Source organism: Devosia sp. 67-54 (assembly GCF_001899075.1).
Lineage (GTDB): Bacteria > Pseudomonadota > Alphaproteobacteria > Rhizobiales > Devosiaceae > Devosia_A.
In genome coordinates this window covers 149,966-167,773 of sequence record NZ_MKVA01000006.1, presented here as the reverse complement: position 1 = coordinate 167,773, position 17,808 = coordinate 149,966, and the positions used below count along the sequence as shown (strand labels likewise).

Here is a 17,808-nt window from a genome sequence, read left to right as displayed (position 1 = left end):
GGCAAAGCAATATCATCCGTGTGTCGGGCGTCTCTACGCCGCTCTCGGCGATGAACTGCACAGACTCTTCAGAAATCTGAAGGATCGTTTCACTGCGCGCCGCTGCCTTCTTGGGCTTTCCGTGAGATAGCTCGACCCCCTCGATCAGGGCCTGAGTTCGGTCTGAACTCTCTCGAAATTGGCCTCGTTCTTGTCGGCGATGGAAGAAACATTGTCGAGGTCAGTGGTCAGCCCTCCTACGGTCTCGGCCGCTGACGGAGCGGCGCCCAAGGCAGGCGGATGGGCCGCTTCCACGGTACGAGCGGGCGCAGGCGGCAACGAACGCTGATTTACGACCAAATCATCCTCCCGAACTAACCGCGGCCAACTCGACAAGTCGACACGTCCTACGCCTCACTCATTTGTTTGTAGGCCAGTACCAACTGGTCGACCTCGACCGACGATCCCAGAATGACGGGGACGCGCTGATGGATATCTATGGCGGCGATGTCGAGCAGATCGCGACGACCGGTGCTCGCCCTTCCGCCCGCGCTCTCGACGATCAGAGCGATCGGAGCGGCTTCATAGAGCAGCCGCAATCGCCCGCCCCGCGAGCGCGTCTCGCTGTCAGCCGGATAGAGGAAGACTCCGCCACGCCGAAGGATGCGTTGAACGTCCGCAACCATGGACCCCGTCCAGCGCATGTTAAAGCGAGACTGGCCATGGGTCCTCGCCTCGACATACTTCGCAATCGCGTCGTCCCAATGCGCCACGCGCGAACGCCTGCAGCTTCGTCAGCCAACTCCTCAGGAGACAAGGTCTCCAGCCATCATCGGGCTCGCTCTGCGACGGCCGCGTTGGTATAATGCTTCTTCATTTCCACGAGGCTGAGTGCCTTGATCACCTCAGATTGCCCGGCACACCCAAACCTCTCGAACCGCTCGACACACAGGGCCTTGATCCGTGCGACCCCCGGCTTCATGGCTGCCCGAATGTCGAACGAGTCAGGATGATCCTGGAAATACTTGCGCAGCGATCCTGTTATCGCCATCCGCAGATCCGTGTCGATGTTGATCTTGCGCACGCCCGACCGAATGCCGCACTCGACCTCTTCGAGGGGCACGCCAAAGGTGCTTGGGATGTTTCCGCCGTTGTCGTTGATGAGCTGCTGCAGGTCATCGGGCACTGTCGAGGCGCCATGCATGACAAGATGGGTGTTCGGAAGCTTCGCATGCATGGCCTCGATGACATCCATGGCAAGAATGTCACCAGTCGGCTTGCGCGTGAATTTGTAGGCTCCGTGCGACGTCCCCACCGCAACCGCTAGGGCATCGACGCCCGTCATTGCAACGAACTGCGCCGCCTGATCCGGATCTGTCAGCAGCAGGGACTTGTCCACTACCCCTTCAATTCCGTGTCCGTCCTCCTTCTCGCCGGTCCCGCTCTCGAGCGAGCCCAGAACGCCTATCTCGCCCTCGACTGAAACTCCGCGGGCATGAGCCTCCCGTACTGCACCGCGCGTTACACTGACATTGTAGTCGAAGCTCGATGGTGTCTTCTGATCCGCCTCGAGCGATCCATCCATCATCACCGATGAGAAGCCGAGGTCCATAGCAGCGATACAGATCGCAAGGCTCGATCCGTGGTCCTGGTGAACGCAAATCGGGATGTGCGGATAGCGCTCGATCGCCGCCTGAAACAGGTGACCGATGAAGGTGTCATCGCAGTAGCGGCGCGCGCTCTGGCTGGCCTGCAGGATAACAGGACTTCTGGTCTCCTCCGCCGCCTGCATGACACCCTGTAGTGTCTCAAGGTTGGTCACATTGAACGCAGGCATGCCGTAGTTTTGCTCGGCGGCGTGGTCCAAGAGTTGGCGAAGCGATATCAGAGGCAATCAGGCGTTCCTTGCTCTATCGGTTGAGCCGCTGCGCCACGAGGACGGTCACAACGCTCGGGTCGGCAAGCGTCGTCGTGTCGCCCAGCGACCCGTGTTCGTTCTCGGCGATCTTGCGCAGGATGCGGCGCATGATCTTGCCCGAACGGGTTTTCGGCAGACCCGGCGCGAACTGGATCAGGTCGGGAGTCGCTATGGCGCCGATTTCCTTGCGGACCCAGTTCCTGAGCTCGGTTTTGAGCGCGTCGTCGCCCTCCTCGCCCGCCATCAGGGTCACGTAACAGTAGATGCCTTGGCCCTTGATGTCGTGCGGGTAGCCCACGACCGCCGACTCGGCGACCTTCGGATGGGCCACTAGGGCGCTCTCGACCTCGGCCGTGCCGATGCGGTGACCAGAGACGTTCAGCACGTCATCGACGCGGCCGGTGATCCAGTAGTAGCCGTCCTCGTCGCGGCGGCAGCCGTCGCCGGTGAAGTAGTAGCCCTTGTACTGCGTGAAGTAGGTCTGAACGAACCGCTCGTGGTCGCCATAGACCGTGCGCATCTGTCCCGGCCAGCTGTCGGCGATGGCCAGCACGCCCTCAGCCTTGGTCTGCTCCTGCAGCTTGCCCTCGGGTGACAGTACGACCGGCTGGACGCCGAAGAACGGCAGCGTCGCCGAGCCCGGCTTGGTCGCGATGACACCCGGCAGCGGCGTGATCTTGAAGCCGCCAGTCTCGGTCTGCCACCAGGTGTCGATGATCTCGCAGCGCTCCTTGCCCACATGCTTGTGGTACCAGAGCCAGGCCTCAGGATTGATCGGCTCGCCCACCGAGCCCAGCAACCGGAGCGACGGCATCACGTGCTTGTCTACGAGTTCGTTGCCTGCCCCCATCAGCGCGCGGATCGCCGTCGGCGCCGTGTAGAAGATGTTGACCTCGTGTTTCTCGATGACTTCCCAGAAGCGGTCTGCCGCCGGGTGGCTCGGAATGCCTTCGAACATCAGCGACGTCGCGCCGTTGGCCAGCGGGCCGTAAACGATATAGCTGTGGCCCGTCACCCAGCCGACGTCGGCGGTGCACCAATAGACTTCACCCGGCCTATAGTCGAACGTCACCTGATGGGTGAGCGATGCGTAAACCAGATAGCCGCCCGTGGTGTGCAGCACCCCCTTGGGCTTTCCCGTCGACCCCGAGGTGTAGAGGATGAACAGTGGATCCTCTGCATTCATCGGCTCGGGGGGACAATCGGCAGGAGCCAGACGCGCGGCATCATCATAGCGAATGTCGCGACCTGCGCTCATCGCAACGTCATTGCCGGTCACGGCGACGACGATGACCGTCCTGACGCCGGGCGCCTTGAGCAAGGCCTCATCGACATTCTTCTTGAGCGGGATCAGCTTGCCGCCGCGTCGACCCTCGTCGGCGGTCAGCACGATCTTGCTGTCGCAATCGTTGATGCGGCCGGCGATCGAATCCGGCGAGAAACCGCCGAAGATCACGGAGTGAACCGCGCCGATGCGGGCACAGGCCAGCATCGCCACCGCCGTGTCGATCACCATCGGCATGTAGATGGTGACGCGGTCGCCCTTCTTGACGCCCTGCGCCTTCAGAACGTTGGCGAAGCGGCAGACCCGCTCGTGGAGCTCGCTGTAGCTGACCTTGTCATCAGTACCGGGGGTATCACCCTCCCAGATCAGCGCGGTCTGGTCGCCGCGCGTGGCAAGGTGGCGGTCGACGCAATTGTAGCAAGCGTTGAGTTCCCCATCCTCAAACCATTTGATCGAGATATCGGGGAGGGCGAAACTCGTATCCTTGATGCGAGAGGGAAAACGCGACCACTCGAGCCGCATGGCCTGGTCGCGCCAGAACCCGTCCGGGTCTGTCACCGAGCGATGATAACTCAGATCATAGTTTTCGCGACTGGACGTCATGGTCTCACTCAACAATGGGTGCTTCGTGGCCGGTCATCCCGGCAAATCATCCGTCAGTGCCGTGACGGGCAAAGCTGCGCGTCGCCTCGACCGCGGCCTTCCATCTCCGATACTTTCGTTCAGTGCCGGAGGCGTCGCTGGCCCCGTCGAAACGCCGCTCCAGTCGCCAGCTGCGCGCATAGTCCTGCTGCCCAGGCCAAAGCCCGACAGAAACGGCGGCCAGCCACGCGGCGCCCAGCGCAGTCGTCTCCGTGATCACCGGGCGGTCGACGTGACAACCGAGTAGGTCAGCCTGGAACTGCATGGCCCAGTCGCTGGCAGCCAGCCCGCCATCAACCTTGAGGCCCGCATCTTTCGGATCGAAGTCGTAGTCGGCCGCCATTGCCTCGACGACGTCGCGCGTCTGCAGACACACCGCCTCCAGCGTGGCGCGAGCCAGTTCCTTGGGTCCACTGTTGCGGTTGAGCCCGAAGATTGCCCCCCGCGCGCTCGCGTCCCAGTAGGGGGCACCAAGGCCGGTAAATGCCGGGACGACGACCACGTCCTGCGATTGGTCCGCCTGAGCGGCGAGCCGTCCACTTTCACTGGACGACTTGATAATGCCGAGACCGTCGCGCAACCACTGTACGGCCGCCCCGGCGACAAAGACTGACCCTTCAAGCGCGTAGCTGATCTTCCCATCCAGCCGCGAGGCAACCGTCGTCAGTAGACGATGGCTCGACGCGACGGCCCGACTTCCAGTTTGCAGCAGCAGGAAGCAACCCGTTCCATATGTCGCTTTGATGCTTCCTGGCTCGAAGCAGGCCTGCCCCAAAGCGGCGGCTTGCTGGTCGCCCGCGACACCGCGGATCAGAACGGGTGCGCCAAGGAAGTCTTCGTCCGTCTCACCGAAATCTGCCGCGCAATCCTCTACCTCGGGAAGAACAGCTCGCGGAACGCGGAATGCCGCGCAGAGCTCATCATCCCACCGGTTCGCCATGATATCGAACAGTGATGTGCGAGACGCATTGGTCGCGTCCGTCTTGTGAACACGTCCACCCGTCAGCTTCCAGATCAAGAAGCTGTCGATCGTGCCAAAGGCCAGCTCGCCCCTTTCGGCTCGAGTTCGTGCGCCTTCGACGTTGTCGAGTATCCAGGCTATTTTCGTTCCTGAGAAATAGGGGTCGAGCAAAAGCCCGGCCTTGCGACGGACAACCTCTCCGAGACCCGCGGCTTCCAGTCTTGCGCAGTCTTCCGTAGTCCTACGATCCTGCCAGACGATCGCGCGATGGATCGGCTCACTAGTCGACCGATCCCAAACGGCCACTGTCTCGCGCTGATTGGTGATGCCAATCGCAGCAAGGTCAACAGCAGTCAGACCAGCACGCTGGAGTGCCTCTCTCGAGGTGACGACCACCGAGTTCCAGATGTCGGCAAGGTCATGCTCGACACGGCCGGGCAAAGGGAAGTGCTGAGCGAACTCCCTTTGGCTGATCGCGACGATCGCCTGCCGCTCGTCGAAGATGATGGCTCGAGTGGAAGACGTTCCCTGATCGATGGCAAGTATGTAGCGCCCGTTCATTCCCGCCTCACGTCGCCGCCGCGATCGCGGCAGCAGCGCGATGTTCAGTCATCCAGTTCGCAAGGTTCGCAGCCTGGCTCGCCGAGACCGTCAGGCCGAGTTTGCTGCGCCGCCAAAGCACATCCTCGGCCGTGAACGCCCATTCCTCCTTCATCAGATATTCGACCTCTCTTTGGGTAAGGGAACCGCCAAAGTCCCGACCGAGATCCGCCTGCTTTCTGGCAGTTCCGAGCAAAATCCATGCGCAAGTGCCGTAGCTGCGAAAAAGGCGCAGCGCGTGCTCCGGCTGCAGGAAAGGATAGTCCCGCTTCAGTACACTCAGCTTCTGGGCGAATTCGTCAGGTCCGAAGTCTCCCCCATGCAGCTGTGATCCTGCCGTCCAAGGGCCTCCCTTCTTCCCAACGAGGGCTTCGACCCTCTCAAGCACGGCCTCGGACAAGCGGCGGAAGGTCGTGATCTTGCCGCCAAAAATGCTGAGCAATGGAACGCCGGTGCCCTCGGCATCGACGCGCAACACATAGTCACGTGTTGCTTCCTGGGCGGCCGACGCACCGTCGTCATAGAGCGGGCGAACTCCCGAGTAGGCCCAAACGACCGCGGCTTCTTCTACCGGCTTCACGAGATACTCGCTCGCCGCATGGCAAAGGTATGCAATCTCCGCCGGACTAATCCGGACATCCTTAGGATCGCCGTCATAATCCTGATCGGTCGTCCCGATCAGCGAGAAGTTATGCTCGTAGGGAATGACGAAAATGATGCGACCATCGCCGTTCTGAAAAATATAGGCGCGATCATGCTCAAATAGCTTGGGCACGACGATGTGGCTGCCTTTCACCAGGCGAACGTTCTTGGCGCTGTTGCTGCCAACTACATTGGAGAGCACCTGGTCGACCCACGGGCCGGCAGCATTGACAAGGATGCGCGCGTAAACCTGCTCGCGCGCCTCTGTCGTGACATTCTCGAGCTCAAGCTGCCATAGGCCGGATGCCCTGCGCGCGCTCACGACGCGCGTACGCGGCAGAATTGTTGCTCCTCGATCCTTGGCGTCCTTTGCATTCAAGACGACCAAACGAGCGTCGTTCACCCAGCAGTCCGAATATTCGAAGCCCCGCACATAGCCAGGCTTTAGCGGTGCCCCGAGCGGCGAACTTTGCAGGTCAATCGTTTTGGTCGGCGGGAGTAACCTGCGGTGACCAATATGGTCGTAGAGAAACAGGCCCAGGCGAAGGAGCCAGGCCGGACGCATGTCGCGGTGGTGAGGCAAGACAAAGCGCAGTGGCCAAATGATGTGAGGCGCCATTTTGAGAAGCGTCTCGCGCTCGCTCAGCGCCTCCCGCACCAAGCGAAACTCATAGTGCTCAAGATACCGCAGGCCGCCATGTATCAGCTTGGTCGCTTTGCTTGAGGTTCCGCTCGCGAAGTCGTTCATCTCAGCAAGCCCGACCTTGTAGCCCCGCCCTGCAGCGTCGCGCGCGATGCCGCAGCCGTTCACCCCTCCGCCGATGACGAACAAGTCAAATACGTCCCGCGACACCACATACCAGCCTTTGCTCGCGCCCTGCCCCGCCGCACCCTTCCGGATGCGGCGGCTCCAGGTCGGACTTACTGCAGAATTTTGAGAACTTCGGCAGCGACCGCGTCGCCGAGCTTCTTGTGATTCTCTGGCGTCATGTGGATGCCATCGGGACCCGTGATCTCCGCAACGCTACCTCCATCGAAACACAGCACCTTCACCGACTCTGCGAGCGGACAGAGATACTCAGCAATCTGCCCAGACTCGACGACCGAGGCTTGCGGAAACATCGCCTGTACCCAGTCAACATTCGCAATCTTTCCGAGATGCGGCGGGACCACGACCAATACCTTGGGTGCGGGGTAAGATGTTGCGACGCCCGTGTCCTTCTGAGCCTCTGCGACGAGCGACATCACGTCGAGGCTAACCTGGAGCGCGGTTCTATTGTAAACCGGCTTGACGTCATTAGTCCCCAACATGATAATAACGAGGTCGAGGGGCATGTTGGTGGCGATCGCTGCCGGCAGATACTCGGCGCCACTCAGGCCGGCTCCGCTCAGCCCCAACCCCTTGTCGACGGACTTATCGGTCACGACGGCCGTTCGAGCGGAAAGAGACTCGTTAATGACTTCGAACCCGTCCCCGAGGTCCTTCGCCATCACACCGGGCCAAGCGACATCTTGTGGATAGCGAACAACAGGGGCAATCTCAGGAACGGGATGCCAAGCCCAGGAGTTCGAGTCGCCGAACACCATGATCCTCTTGGCATCCGCGTTAGCGGGGCTTGATGCGGCGCAAACTGCAGACAAGACGAGGGCAGCACAAATCATTGCCCGATTGAACGTATTCAAGAGCTCCTCCAAGGTGATGGTAATGTGCGAGGTTCCGCTCGCACTACGGTCGGTACGGAAGTCTGCTAGTCTCTAGGTCGGTGGAATCCTCCTATGCCGGAACGAAATAGGCGGGTTCGGCGCGAGGGGCGCCGAACCCCTGCGACTAGGCTGCCGCAGCCTGGTCGCGAACCAACATATCTTTGACCTTGGCGGCGATAGCCCGCCCCAAGGTCTGATTGTTCTCCACGGTGAAGTGGATGCCATCGACGCCGTCAGTGGTGATGACGTCGCCGGCGTTGAGGAAGCCGACCTTCATGAAGTCGGCCATGCTCCGGTACTGTTTGGCCAGTTCGTTTGTCTTTTCGTGGCCGCCACCGAACATCCCCTGAAAGAAGGGGTGCGGGATCGGTGCCAAGGGCGGAGGCGCAATCACGAGGCACTTGGGCGCCGGATACGGCGTGCCTACGCCGCCGCTCACCGTGAGGACCTGCCCCACAAGCTTAGACATGCCGAAAGCAATGTCGTACGGCCCGCGGTTGAAGTATGGCTTGGTGTCGTTCGTTCCGAGCATTAGGATAACGAGATCGAGCGGGAGGTGGCTGGCAAGCGCCGCAGGAAGATAGGCGCTCCCATTCAAGCGCGGATCATTCGGGTCGTCGGCGCTCGTCGTCCTCGCGCTCAACCCCTCTTCGATGACCTGATAGCCGTCGCCTAGCTCGTCGGCCATAACGCCGGTCCAACGCTGCCTGTAAGGATAGCGCAGCGTCGGCGACCCCTCCTTGACCGGGATCCAGCCCCAGGTCAGTGAGTCACCAAAACACAGGATCGACTTCTGGTTGTGCATCATACCTCCTCAACTAGATCGATGTTCCTACCGGGATCTCGCGAGCCGCACGCCGTAGAAGATTGCAGCCAGCAAGATGATCGCCCCCTGCGCGATCAGTTTGCCTGGGTCGCTGACGCCGAACGCGGTCATGACGACAAACAGAAATGTGAAGGATAGGACACCGAAGAACGGGCCCCACACGCCGCCCTCACCCCGGCCAAACACGACGCCGCCGAGGATAGTCGCGGCGACGGACAGGATCGGAAGGTCTAGACCCACGCGCACGCTGCCGACCGCGATCGAGGCTGTTTGCACCAGGGCCGCAAGTCCCGCGATAAAACCAGCAATCGTATGGGCGAGCACGACGGTCCTCTCGACGGGAACGCCGGAAAAGTGCGCCGCCTCCGCGCTCTCGCCGACCGAGTCCACGAAGCGACCAAATACGGTGAACGACAGCAGGCCAGCGACAATCAGGGTCAGGAACGCCCAGAAGATTACGGGAGTGGGAACGACACCCAACTTCGTGTCGTACATGTCGTTGAGGAAGCTTGGGACATCTCCCGGCGGCTTGCCGCTCGAGAGGAACTGCACCAGTCCGACGAGCATGATACTCACAGCAAGCGTCACGATCACCGCAGAAGCATGCCGCTTGCCGATCATAAGGCCGTTGAAGAGACCGATCGCCGTACCGGTCCCCAACGCGATGGCGGCAAAAAAGGCAAGCGAGGCGTCAGGGAAGAGGCCCGACGATATGAAGTAGTTGACGAGGAGGATGATCCCGCCGCCCGAAAGATCGATGCTCTTGACCCGCATCACGATCAGCTGCCCGAGGACCAGGACGCCAAGCGGTGCGTTTTGCCGGACAAACACGCCGAGCACGTTTGGGTTCAGCATCGCGGGCCGGTAGACCCACAGCGTGATCAAAAGGATAGTGAAGACGTAGTACGCTGGAGGTACGCGCAGCAGGCGCTGGACGATCGAGTTGTTGAGTACCGCAGTCATCTAGAGCCCCATCTTCTTGCGTGACTGAAGTCCAACAACAGCCATGAGGATGGCGCCCTTGATGGCGGTCTGAATGAACGGCGAGATGTTGGTGAGGTTCATACCGTTTGACAAAAGCGCGAGGACTAGCGCTCCGATCACCGTACCCGGAAGGCTTCCGATGCCGCCCGAGAGCTGCGTGCCCCCGATGGCGACGGCCGTGATGGCATCGAGCTCGAACCCAAGACCGACATTGGGGTCGCCTGAGGAAATTCGTCCGGCAAGATAGACACCGGCGAGCGCTGCGAAACACGATGAGATGACGTAGGCCAAGACCATCGTGCGCTTGTCAGAGACGCCGAAGTTGCGCGCTGCCTGCTCATTTCCCGAGGCCGTCCCACCGCCGATCGCGAACAGGTGCAACCCGAACCGCGTGCCGTAGAGAAGCTTCCAGGCAGTCGCGATCGCGACCACCGCCCAGATCAACGCCATTGGAATGCCGAAGGGCGCGCCGTTCACCGACTCGAGGACGATATCGGGCAAGGTGCCCCCAGCGACTGGCCGCAGCAACCGGACCGCACCGAGCAGAATGTATTGCATGGCGAGCGTAGCGATAATTGGATGGACGTTGAACCGCGTCACCACGAGGCCGTTGGTGAGGCCCACCAGCACCGCGAACGCGAATGCCGCCGGAATGAGGATGTAGCCCGGCCCATCCATCGCGAGAACCGCCGTCGTGAAGCTGATCAACGAGCCGACGGAGAGGTCGAGGCCGCCGGCGATCACGACGAAGGTCTGACCGATCGCAGTGATCATGATCGGCAGCACCTGGGCGACGACGTTGAGCAGGTTCTCCGTCCGCAGGAAGTCAGGCGTTCTAACGGTCAGGAAGCCCGCGAGGAGCAACGTGACAATGAGGGGCGCCAGCCACAGACCCTGCCGCCCATAGCCGCCCGTCAACAGTCGTAGGAGACCCCGGTTCATTCCTGTTCCACCACTGCTTCGGCGTTGAGTGCCGCGTTGAGGATGTCCTGCTCGGCAGCCGACGCCCCAGCCATCTCCGAGACGACCGTGTTGCCGTGGACAACCAGGATCCGGTCACAGAGGCCGATGAGCTCGACGGTTTCGCGGGAGAGAACGATGACCGCCCCGCCTTTTGCAGCGAAGTCGCGCAGCAATTTGTAGATCTCGGACTTTGCCCCGACGTCGACGCCGCGCGTCGGTTCCTCGACGAGAAGAATGTCGACCCCTTCGGCCAGATATCGACCGAGCAGAACCTTCTGTTGATTGCCGCCTGACAAGGATCCCGCATGCGCCTGGGGGCCCGTCGTTCGAACGTTGAGTGACTTGATGGAGTCAGCGATCAGCTGACGGTAGTTCTTGGCAATCGCAAGCTCGGACCGAGCCGAGTGCAGGCCAATGGCGATGTTGTGGGCGATCGGAAGCCCGAGGAAGAGTCCCTCTTCCTTTCGATCCTCTGGAACAAAGGCCACGCCCATGGAACGCAGGCGCCGCACACCCCACGCCGGATTGACGGGCAGCGGCAGCGCTTTGCCTTTGATCGCAACGGTTCCGCTGAATGGCTGGAACTGGCCGATCAACGACCGAAGGAACTTCTGCTGCCCCTGACCCTCGAGCCCAGCGAGGCCGACGATCTCCCCGCCATGGACCTGCAACGAGAAGGGCTTGGTGCTGGCGCCGATCTTGAAGTGCTTGACGTCAAGCAGAAGGCCGTTCGTGCCCTGGCCGCGGCTCGGGAAGAGATCTCGGAGCTCGCGCCCCACCATCATTGCAACCAGTGAGGATGGTGTCATCTCGGAAAGTGGCCGTGTGCCTACGAGCTTTCCATCCTTCAGCACCGTGACCGTGTCACAGATGTTGAAGATCTCCTCCATGCGATGCGAAATGTAGACGATGGCCTTACCGGCATCGCGTAGCCGGCGAATGTGCTTGTTGAGAACCTCGACGTCTGCGGCGTTCAATGCGGCAGTCGGTTCGTCCAGAACAAAGATCGAGGCATCGGCCTTCACCCCGTGAGCGATTTCGACGAACTGCCGCTCGGCGATCGAGAGGCCCGAAACCAACGTCTGCGGTGGCAGGCTTAGACCGAGTTCGCTCAGCGCCGCCTGGGTATCGGAATTCATCTTGCGATAGTCGATCGACCCGAAGGCCGTCAGCGGCTCGCGGCCGAGATACATGTTCTCGGCGATCGTCAGATTGGGCAGGAGCGTCATCTCCTGGAACACCGTGGAGATGCCAAACTCAAGTGCCTCGCGCGGGTTCGCGAACGAGACCTTGTGCCCGTTCTTGAAGATCTCGCCCTCGTCCGGCTGATAGACGCCAGCAAGGACTTTCATGAGGGTCGACTTGCCGGCGCCATTCTCACCCATCAGGGCATGCACGGATCCGCCAAAGAGCTCCAGCGACACGTGGTCGACGGCGAGGCTTCCACCGAACGACTTCGAGATGTGCGAGAGTTCGACAAGGTTGGGCATAGTCTCTCAGGACCCCCTGATCTTGGTAGCACCCGCCCGCCGAGGCGCGCTCAGCGGGCGGGCCGTCTCGGGAGGAGAGACTACTTCTTAGCGTAGAACTGCTTCAGCTGGTCATCCGACATCTCGGAGAACCACCAGACCGCGTCGGACAGGTCGGGACGGAAGTACTTCTTGGCCTTCTCGATATCCCAGCCCGGCGGGTTGTAGTCGTAGTGCTTGTAGATGCCGCCTTTGCCGTCGAGGATCGCCGCCGCGAGGTCGACGCCTGCAGCACCTTGAGCGGGCGAGTATTCCGGAGAAATCGACGGGAAGCCGTCAGCGATCCACTGCCGGAAGTAGCCATTATTGCCTTCGCCAGAGATCGGCGGGATCTTGGCGCCGAATTCCTTGAAGACGTCGACACAGGCGCGGGTCATGTCAGCGCCGGACGACCAGATGCCGTCGACGTTGGGATCCTTGGCGTAGAGGGTTTCGCAAACCTTCTTGCCCTTGTCGTACTGCCAGTCGCCATGCTCCTCGGCCACGATCTTGACATCCGAGCCCTTGAGCGATTCCAGAAGGCCATTGTAACGGCCGGTGTCTTCCGGGTGGCCGGCGAGACCGCGCAGGACCCAGATATTGCCCTTGCCGTTGAGCTCCTTCACGAGCCAGTCGCCCATGACCTTGCCGAACCACACGCCGCCAGCGCGGATCTCAGTGGTGAACGCATCGGTCTCGACCAGACCGGTGTGCAGAATGACCGGGATACCCGCGGCCTTAGCCTTCTCGATTGCTTCGTCGGCAGAGGTAGAAGTCACTGGCTGAACGATGATCGCGTCGACCTTCTGGGCGATCAGGTCTTCGATGTCGGCGACCTGCTTCTTCTGATCGAAGTTTGCGTCAAGCAGGATGAACTTCTTGATGCAGGAGTTGCGGTCGGCCGCAGCCTGGGCCTCGTGCGCCACCTGGACGGTCCAGGTGTTGGCGTTGACGCCAAAGTCGCTCATGCCGATGGTCCAGCCACACGGCTTCTTGAACTGGCTCGTATCGACGACAGGATTGTCACCAGTCGCAGGGACCGCGCCCGGAAGTGGCGTGAAGACGTCATCAGCGAAAGAGGGCGCTGACAGCCCGACCATGACGGCGACCGCCATCGCGGCAGCCACGAAGTGCAATTTCATTGTGTTCCTCCTAGCAGCTCAGGCCAAACTGCGATCCCTGGCAAACCACTTGAGCCCGATATGACAAGTGGTCTGGCTCTCGACGGAACCTCCCCCGCCGCGATCCTCAGGTTTCTGTCCTGGTGTTCCGAGTTCCGTCGCCTGTGAGCGACTGGCTTTTCTTGGTCCTCGGACGTCCTCCTGATGGGGTCAGACCATGGATGACGGTCATGTGTCAACACTTATTCAGAGTGAATGAATATGTCTGGAGCTTGTCATCTTGGATGGTCGGTGCGATCAATGCACCCTCGTGCGACTCATTCAGACGACGTTAAAATGTTGTTTGAGCTTCGCTTTTGACAAGCGGATCCAGGATGCGGACGGTTCTCTGCTACGGCGACAGCAACACCCACGGGCAAATGCCCGGCGGTTCTCTGCTCGATCGCTTCGCTTTTGCTGATCGCTGGCCGGGGGTCCTGCAGAAGGAGCTCGGGGCGTCCTGGCATGTCATTGAAGAAGGGTTGAGCGGCAGAACCACCGTGCGGGATGACCCCATTGAAGGTCCCGAAAAGAACGGCCGAACCTACCTACGGCCCTGCCTTATGAGCCACGCGCCGATCGATCTGGTCATCATCATGTTGGGTACAAACGATTTGAAGGCACGGTTCAATCAACCGGCGTCAGAGGTGGCTATGGCAATTGGGTGCCTCGTCCACGACATTCGCGAGCTAGGTCCGGGCCCCGCCGCACACCCGCCGGAGATCATGGTGGTCTCACCTCCTCCAATGCTCGACGACCTCAAGGAGTGGGAGAACATCTTCAAGGGCGGGCAGCCGAAGTCTCGTGAGCTCGCTTTTCACTTCGAGGTCATTGCGGACTCCCTTGAAGTGCATTTCTTCGACGCCGGATCGGCCATTGAGTGCGACCCACGGGATGGCTTCCATCTGAGCCGCGAAGCACATCATGGGCTTGGCATAGCGCTCGCTCGCGAGGTCGAGGCGATCGGTTGGAAATGAGACGCATCGAAGTCGCTTCCCAGGGTCACATGCGTGATCGTTCAGGCACGGAGGGCTGCTCCCGTGCCTGACATGCGATTTGCGCCGCCCAATCCAATCCGGATTGCTGACCGCGCCAGCGGTCTCAACGCGGTAAGTGTGCGCAGCTACAACGAACGCCTGGTCCTCTCGCTGCTGCTGCAGCAGGAAGGCACGACGCGTCTCGAGATCGGCGAACGAACGGGCCTATCCGCACAGACCGTCTCGGTGATCGTTCGCTCCCTCGAGCAGGAAGGCCTGGTCGCCAAGGGACAGGCCCAAAAAGGGCGGATGGGGCCGCCTACCGTGCCGGTCGTACTCAACCCCGGGGGCGCCTTCTCCGTCGGGATTAGTATCGGCAATCGTCACGCCGACCTCGTCCTCATCGACTTCGTGGGCAAGGTACAGTTTCACGCGACGCTTCCTAGGCCAACGTCCGATCCGGGAAGCAACCATTCGGAATTCTTAAAGACCATACGAGACGCCGTATCATTGCTGCCGCTGCCGGCCCGCGAGCGCTTGGCCGGCGTTGGCCTGGCTCTGCCCCATACCGACTCGATCGGCATCGACGAGGAGGCATACTACAAGGCCCTGCAGGACGAGATCGAAGTCGATCTCGGGATGCCTGTGTTTGTTCAGAACGACATTACGGCGGCGGCCAGCGGCGAGAGCATGTTCGGAGCAGCAAAGCCGCTAACGGACTACATGTTCTTCTACCTGGGAGCAAAACTCCACGGTCGCCTCGTTCTCAATCACCAGATCCACCATGGCAATTCGCCGGTCACTTTCGATGTCGGCATCGCCGCACTCGAAAAGTCGCTCAAGAAGAAGAAACTCTCAGTCGAAGCGCTCTGGGATCGGTCGGGCAATTGGCCTGACTACGGCGAAGTCTTCGGCTCTTGGAAGAGGCAGCTCGTCGAAGAGATGGTCCGCTCGATCGCCGGCGTGCAGCAATTCGTCGAGCTTGAGACGGTGATCCTGTCGTCCTATGCGCCGCAGGCCGTTTGCGAGGATATCTGTCGCGCCCTCGCGGCGGCAGTGCCAGGTGTCGCTGCGATTGCAGGGACACTCGCGCCCTCACCGAAAGCCGTCGGCGCAGCGAGCCTCCCCTTCAGTTCGCGATTTATGGTCAAATAGCAGCTTTCAGAACTCTTCCCAGTCTTGCGCCACCGCCGCGCTTCCCTTGGTTAGATAGCTCTTCGCGGCGGTCGCGACCTTCTTCTGAATAGAGCGAATTCCCGCTGACGCGGTTTCCATGCGCTCGCGTTGCGCGACGGCCTCGTTGATCCGAAACACATCAATGATCCGGTCGAGCTCGGAGGCGAGTCCCTCGGTCTGCTCAATGGCTGCCGTCGTCTCTTCGACCAGAGCTGCGTTGCGCTGGGTCATCTCGTCCATTTGGCGTACTGCGGTGCTGACTTCCTCGATAGAGGAGGCCTGCTCGCGACTTTCGAGCGCGATGGCTTCCATCAGTTCGTTCGATGACCGCGCCGCCTCGACCATGGCGTTCAACTTTGCCGCAGCGTCGGCGACGAGCCTGCTGCCGCCTTTGACCTCGTTGACACTCTGCTCAATGAGATCCTTGATTTCGCGGCTTGCCTGCGCGGCCGATTGTGCCAGCCGTCTCACTTCCACGGCGACGACGGCAAAACCCTTGCCGGCCTCGCCAGCTCGTGCCGCTTCGACCGAGGCATTGAGAGCCAGAAGATTGGTCTGGAACGCGATGTCATCGATCAGACCAATGATACTCGAGATCTCGCCCGATGATTGAGTGATCCGTTCCATCGCCTCGTTCGCGCGAGACATCACGACCGCCCCTTCCTCCGCCTTGTGCGAAACGTCCTTCGCACCGCCTGACGCCGACTGAGCTTTTTTGGCATTGTCCATCACGGTGGTTGCAAGTTGCTCCATCACCGCGGATGTCTCCTCGATCGTCGTCGCCTGCTTTGCGGTCCGCTCCGACAGATCGTTCGCTCCGGCGAGAATTTCGCTCGCCGCGGTCTTCACCCCACCCGAGGTCTCGCGCAGCTGTTTGACAACACCGGTTAGTCGGTCAGCGACTGCATTGGTGTCTGCCTTCAGCCTGTCGAATGCCCCGCTGAATTGTCCTTCTACCCGGTGCGTTAGGTCGGTCCTGGCGAGCGCGCCAAGCACCTTGCCAGTTTCTCCGAGCCCGCGATCCACCGTATCGACCAATCCGTTGACGCTGCCGGCAAGCTTATTCAACTCCTCGTCCGGGAAGTTGGCCGAGACACGCTTGGTGAAATCACCCGCGACAGCGGCATCGACAACTTCGCCGAAGGAGCGCTGCAGTGACGTCATCATCGCGGCGCGGTCCGCACGGCGGCGCTCCGACGCCAGCTTGTCCTCTTCGGTCAATGCTTCGACTTTGCGACCATTCTCGCGGAAGACCTCGACCGCGCGCGCCATTTCACCAAGCTCGTTGGTGCGTTTGGTGCCGGGGACATCGACCTCGTACTGCCCGTCCGCCAGCGTCTTCATCACCCGGGTCAGATTCGTGATCGGCTTTGTGAGTGAGCGGGCAAAAACCATAGCAATGATCGAAGCCAGGCCGAGCACGACGAGGGTTCCGACCGTCATACCGGTCGCCATCTGGCGAACGGCGGCGAGACTCTCGAATACCGTCTGCTCAGCGACGACCACCCAGGTCGTACCGAGGAACTCAACCGGTGCGGCGGCGACCATCATCTCACCCTGTTCGGTGGATTCGATCCCAAATGCACCGCCGGCCGGCACCGACTTCAATATGGGATACGGCCGTTGAGCAACGAGCGCGGTCGGATCCTGGCTACGTGGCAAATCCGACAGGACCTGCCCCTGTGCATCGGCCATAAACACCTGGCCGGTTTCGCCGATCCGATCCGCGAGCACTGCATCGAAGAAGTCCACATCGAGACGGATCACCATCACTCCGCTGAACTGCGGTGTGTCCGATGAGTCTTTGACGAACACGGGCTCCGCGACGAAGATCGCCGGTTTCTTCTGGTAGACGCCAAACGAGCTGATCAACCTGGTGCCCGCCGGGGCGGTGCCGGATTTCAGGGAGTTGAAAAGCGACGCGAGCGGGGTGTCCTTGAGCTCGTTGTCTGCGACGTTGTCGAAGAACTCCTCCGACTTCGTGACGCTGTACACGACGTCGCCGCTGGAGTTGACGATGTAGATATCCCCATAGCCGTTGTTCTTAAGGTTCGCGAGGAACGTGGCGTGGTATTGGGAATGTCGATAATTGTAGATCGACTTTACAGCGGATCCATCAAGCTTTTCGCGGTCCTCGATCCTGCTGGGCGCGGTGAAGTACTGCTTTTCCGCTGGGATTTGCCCGTCGACGCGTTGGACACTCAGTTGGCTCAGCAGGCCCGCCCCCTCGCTCTGCGCCAGGGAATCAAGCTGCGCGGAAGTGTCCTTTAGCTTCAGGTTGAGGAGCTTCGCGCTTGCGGCGGCCTGTGACTCGAGTTCGCTTTGCACGGCGGCCGTAAGACCCGACTGTCCGTTGTAGTAGCCGACGAGCCCCACGGCGAGGCTCGCAACGAACGTCAACGCCACCATAACCACCGGGAGAATTACGGAAATCCGCCCAAGCCTGCTCGCCAATTTCATCATCGAGACCCCCTCGTGCAGGG

Annotated in this window: 13 protein-coding genes and 1 pseudogene; 2 read left to right on the top strand and 12 right to left on the bottom strand. The window is 61.0% G+C overall.

Translation table 11 applies throughout. The annotated features are described in order from the left end of the window. Positions 1-386: 386 nt before the first annotated feature. The 11 genes and pseudogenes from BGO82_RS12120 to BGO82_RS12070 form a co-directional block, all read right to left on the bottom strand. Positions 387-755: pseudogene (locus BGO82_RS12120) on the bottom strand (class 1 fructose-bisphosphatase); the annotation flags it as partial. A 53-nt stretch (positions 756-808) separates the two neighbouring features. After that, a complete protein-coding gene (gene fba, locus BGO82_RS12115; protein ID WP_291305858.1) occupies positions 809-1,873 on the bottom strand; it encodes a class II fructose-bisphosphate aldolase in 1,065 nt (354 codons plus the stop codon). A gap of 16 nt (positions 1,874-1,889) precedes the next feature. After that, positions 1,890-3,785: an acetate--CoA ligase gene (gene acs / locus BGO82_RS12110; protein WP_291305857.1), complete on the bottom strand. Its 1,896-nt coding sequence runs from the start codon at positions 3,783-3,785 to the stop codon at positions 1,890-1,892. Between the two features lie 46 nt (positions 3,786-3,831). Then, positions 3,832-5,346: a glycerol kinase GlpK gene (gene glpK, locus BGO82_RS12105; RefSeq protein ID WP_291305856.1), complete on the bottom strand. Its 1,515-nt coding sequence runs from the start codon at positions 5,344-5,346 to the stop codon at positions 3,832-3,834. A gap of 7 nt (positions 5,347-5,353) precedes the next feature. Beyond that, positions 5,354-6,880: a glycerol-3-phosphate dehydrogenase gene (gene glpD / locus BGO82_RS12100; RefSeq protein WP_291305855.1), complete on the bottom strand. Its 1,527-nt coding sequence runs from the start codon at positions 6,878-6,880 to the stop codon at positions 5,354-5,356. A 68-nt stretch (positions 6,881-6,948) separates the two neighbouring features. After that, positions 6,949-7,710, bottom strand: coding sequence for a GDSL-type esterase/lipase family protein (locus BGO82_RS12095; RefSeq protein ID WP_291305854.1), 762 nt, complete (start codon positions 7,708-7,710; stop codon positions 6,949-6,951). A 145-nt stretch (positions 7,711-7,855) separates the two neighbouring features. Continuing rightward, positions 7,856-8,536, bottom strand: coding sequence for an SGNH/GDSL hydrolase family protein (locus tag BGO82_RS12090; RefSeq protein ID WP_291305853.1), 681 nt, complete (start codon positions 8,534-8,536; stop codon positions 7,856-7,858). A gap of 27 nt (positions 8,537-8,563) precedes the next feature. Next, entirely contained in the window at positions 8,564-9,520 is a 957-nt protein-coding gene (locus BGO82_RS12085; RefSeq protein WP_291305852.1) for an ABC transporter permease, read from the bottom strand. Further along, complete coding sequence (locus BGO82_RS12080) at positions 9,521-10,483, bottom strand: ABC transporter permease (RefSeq protein ID WP_291305851.1); 963 nt, start codon at positions 10,481-10,483, stop codon at positions 9,521-9,523. Continuing rightward, the gene (locus tag BGO82_RS12075) at positions 10,480-11,994 is read right to left on the bottom strand and encodes a sugar ABC transporter ATP-binding protein (RefSeq protein ID WP_291305850.1); all 1,515 of its coding nucleotides are present in this window, start codon (positions 11,992-11,994) and stop codon (positions 10,480-10,482) included. Before BGO82_RS12075 ends, BGO82_RS12080 begins: the two co-directional genes overlap by 4 nt. 80 nt (positions 11,995-12,074) lie before the next feature. After that, a complete protein-coding gene (locus BGO82_RS12070; protein ID WP_291305849.1) occupies positions 12,075-13,154 on the bottom strand; it encodes an ABC transporter substrate-binding protein in 1,080 nt (359 codons plus the stop codon). A 353-nt stretch (positions 13,155-13,507) separates the two neighbouring features. Between BGO82_RS12070 and BGO82_RS12065 the strand changes: the two genes are divergently transcribed. Both BGO82_RS12065 and BGO82_RS12060 read left to right on the top strand, forming a co-directional pair. Beyond that, positions 13,508-14,149, top strand: a complete 642-nt coding sequence (locus BGO82_RS12065; protein WP_291305848.1) for an SGNH/GDSL hydrolase family protein — start codon at positions 13,508-13,510, stop codon at positions 14,147-14,149. Positions 14,150-14,221: 72 nt separating this feature from the next. Further along, positions 14,222-15,304 (top strand): ROK family transcriptional regulator, encoded by a 1,083-nt coding sequence (locus BGO82_RS12060; RefSeq protein ID WP_291306045.1) that lies wholly within the window; start codon positions 14,222-14,224, stop codon positions 15,302-15,304. Between the two features lie 6 nt (positions 15,305-15,310). On the opposite strand, the gene BGO82_RS12055 is transcribed toward BGO82_RS12060, so the two are convergent. After that, positions 15,311-17,788 carry a methyl-accepting chemotaxis protein gene (locus BGO82_RS12055; protein ID WP_291305847.1) on the bottom strand — a complete coding sequence of 826 codons (2,478 nt, stop codon included), beginning with the start codon at positions 17,786-17,788 and terminating at the stop codon, positions 15,311-15,313. Between the last annotated feature and the right edge of the window lie 20 nt (positions 17,789-17,808).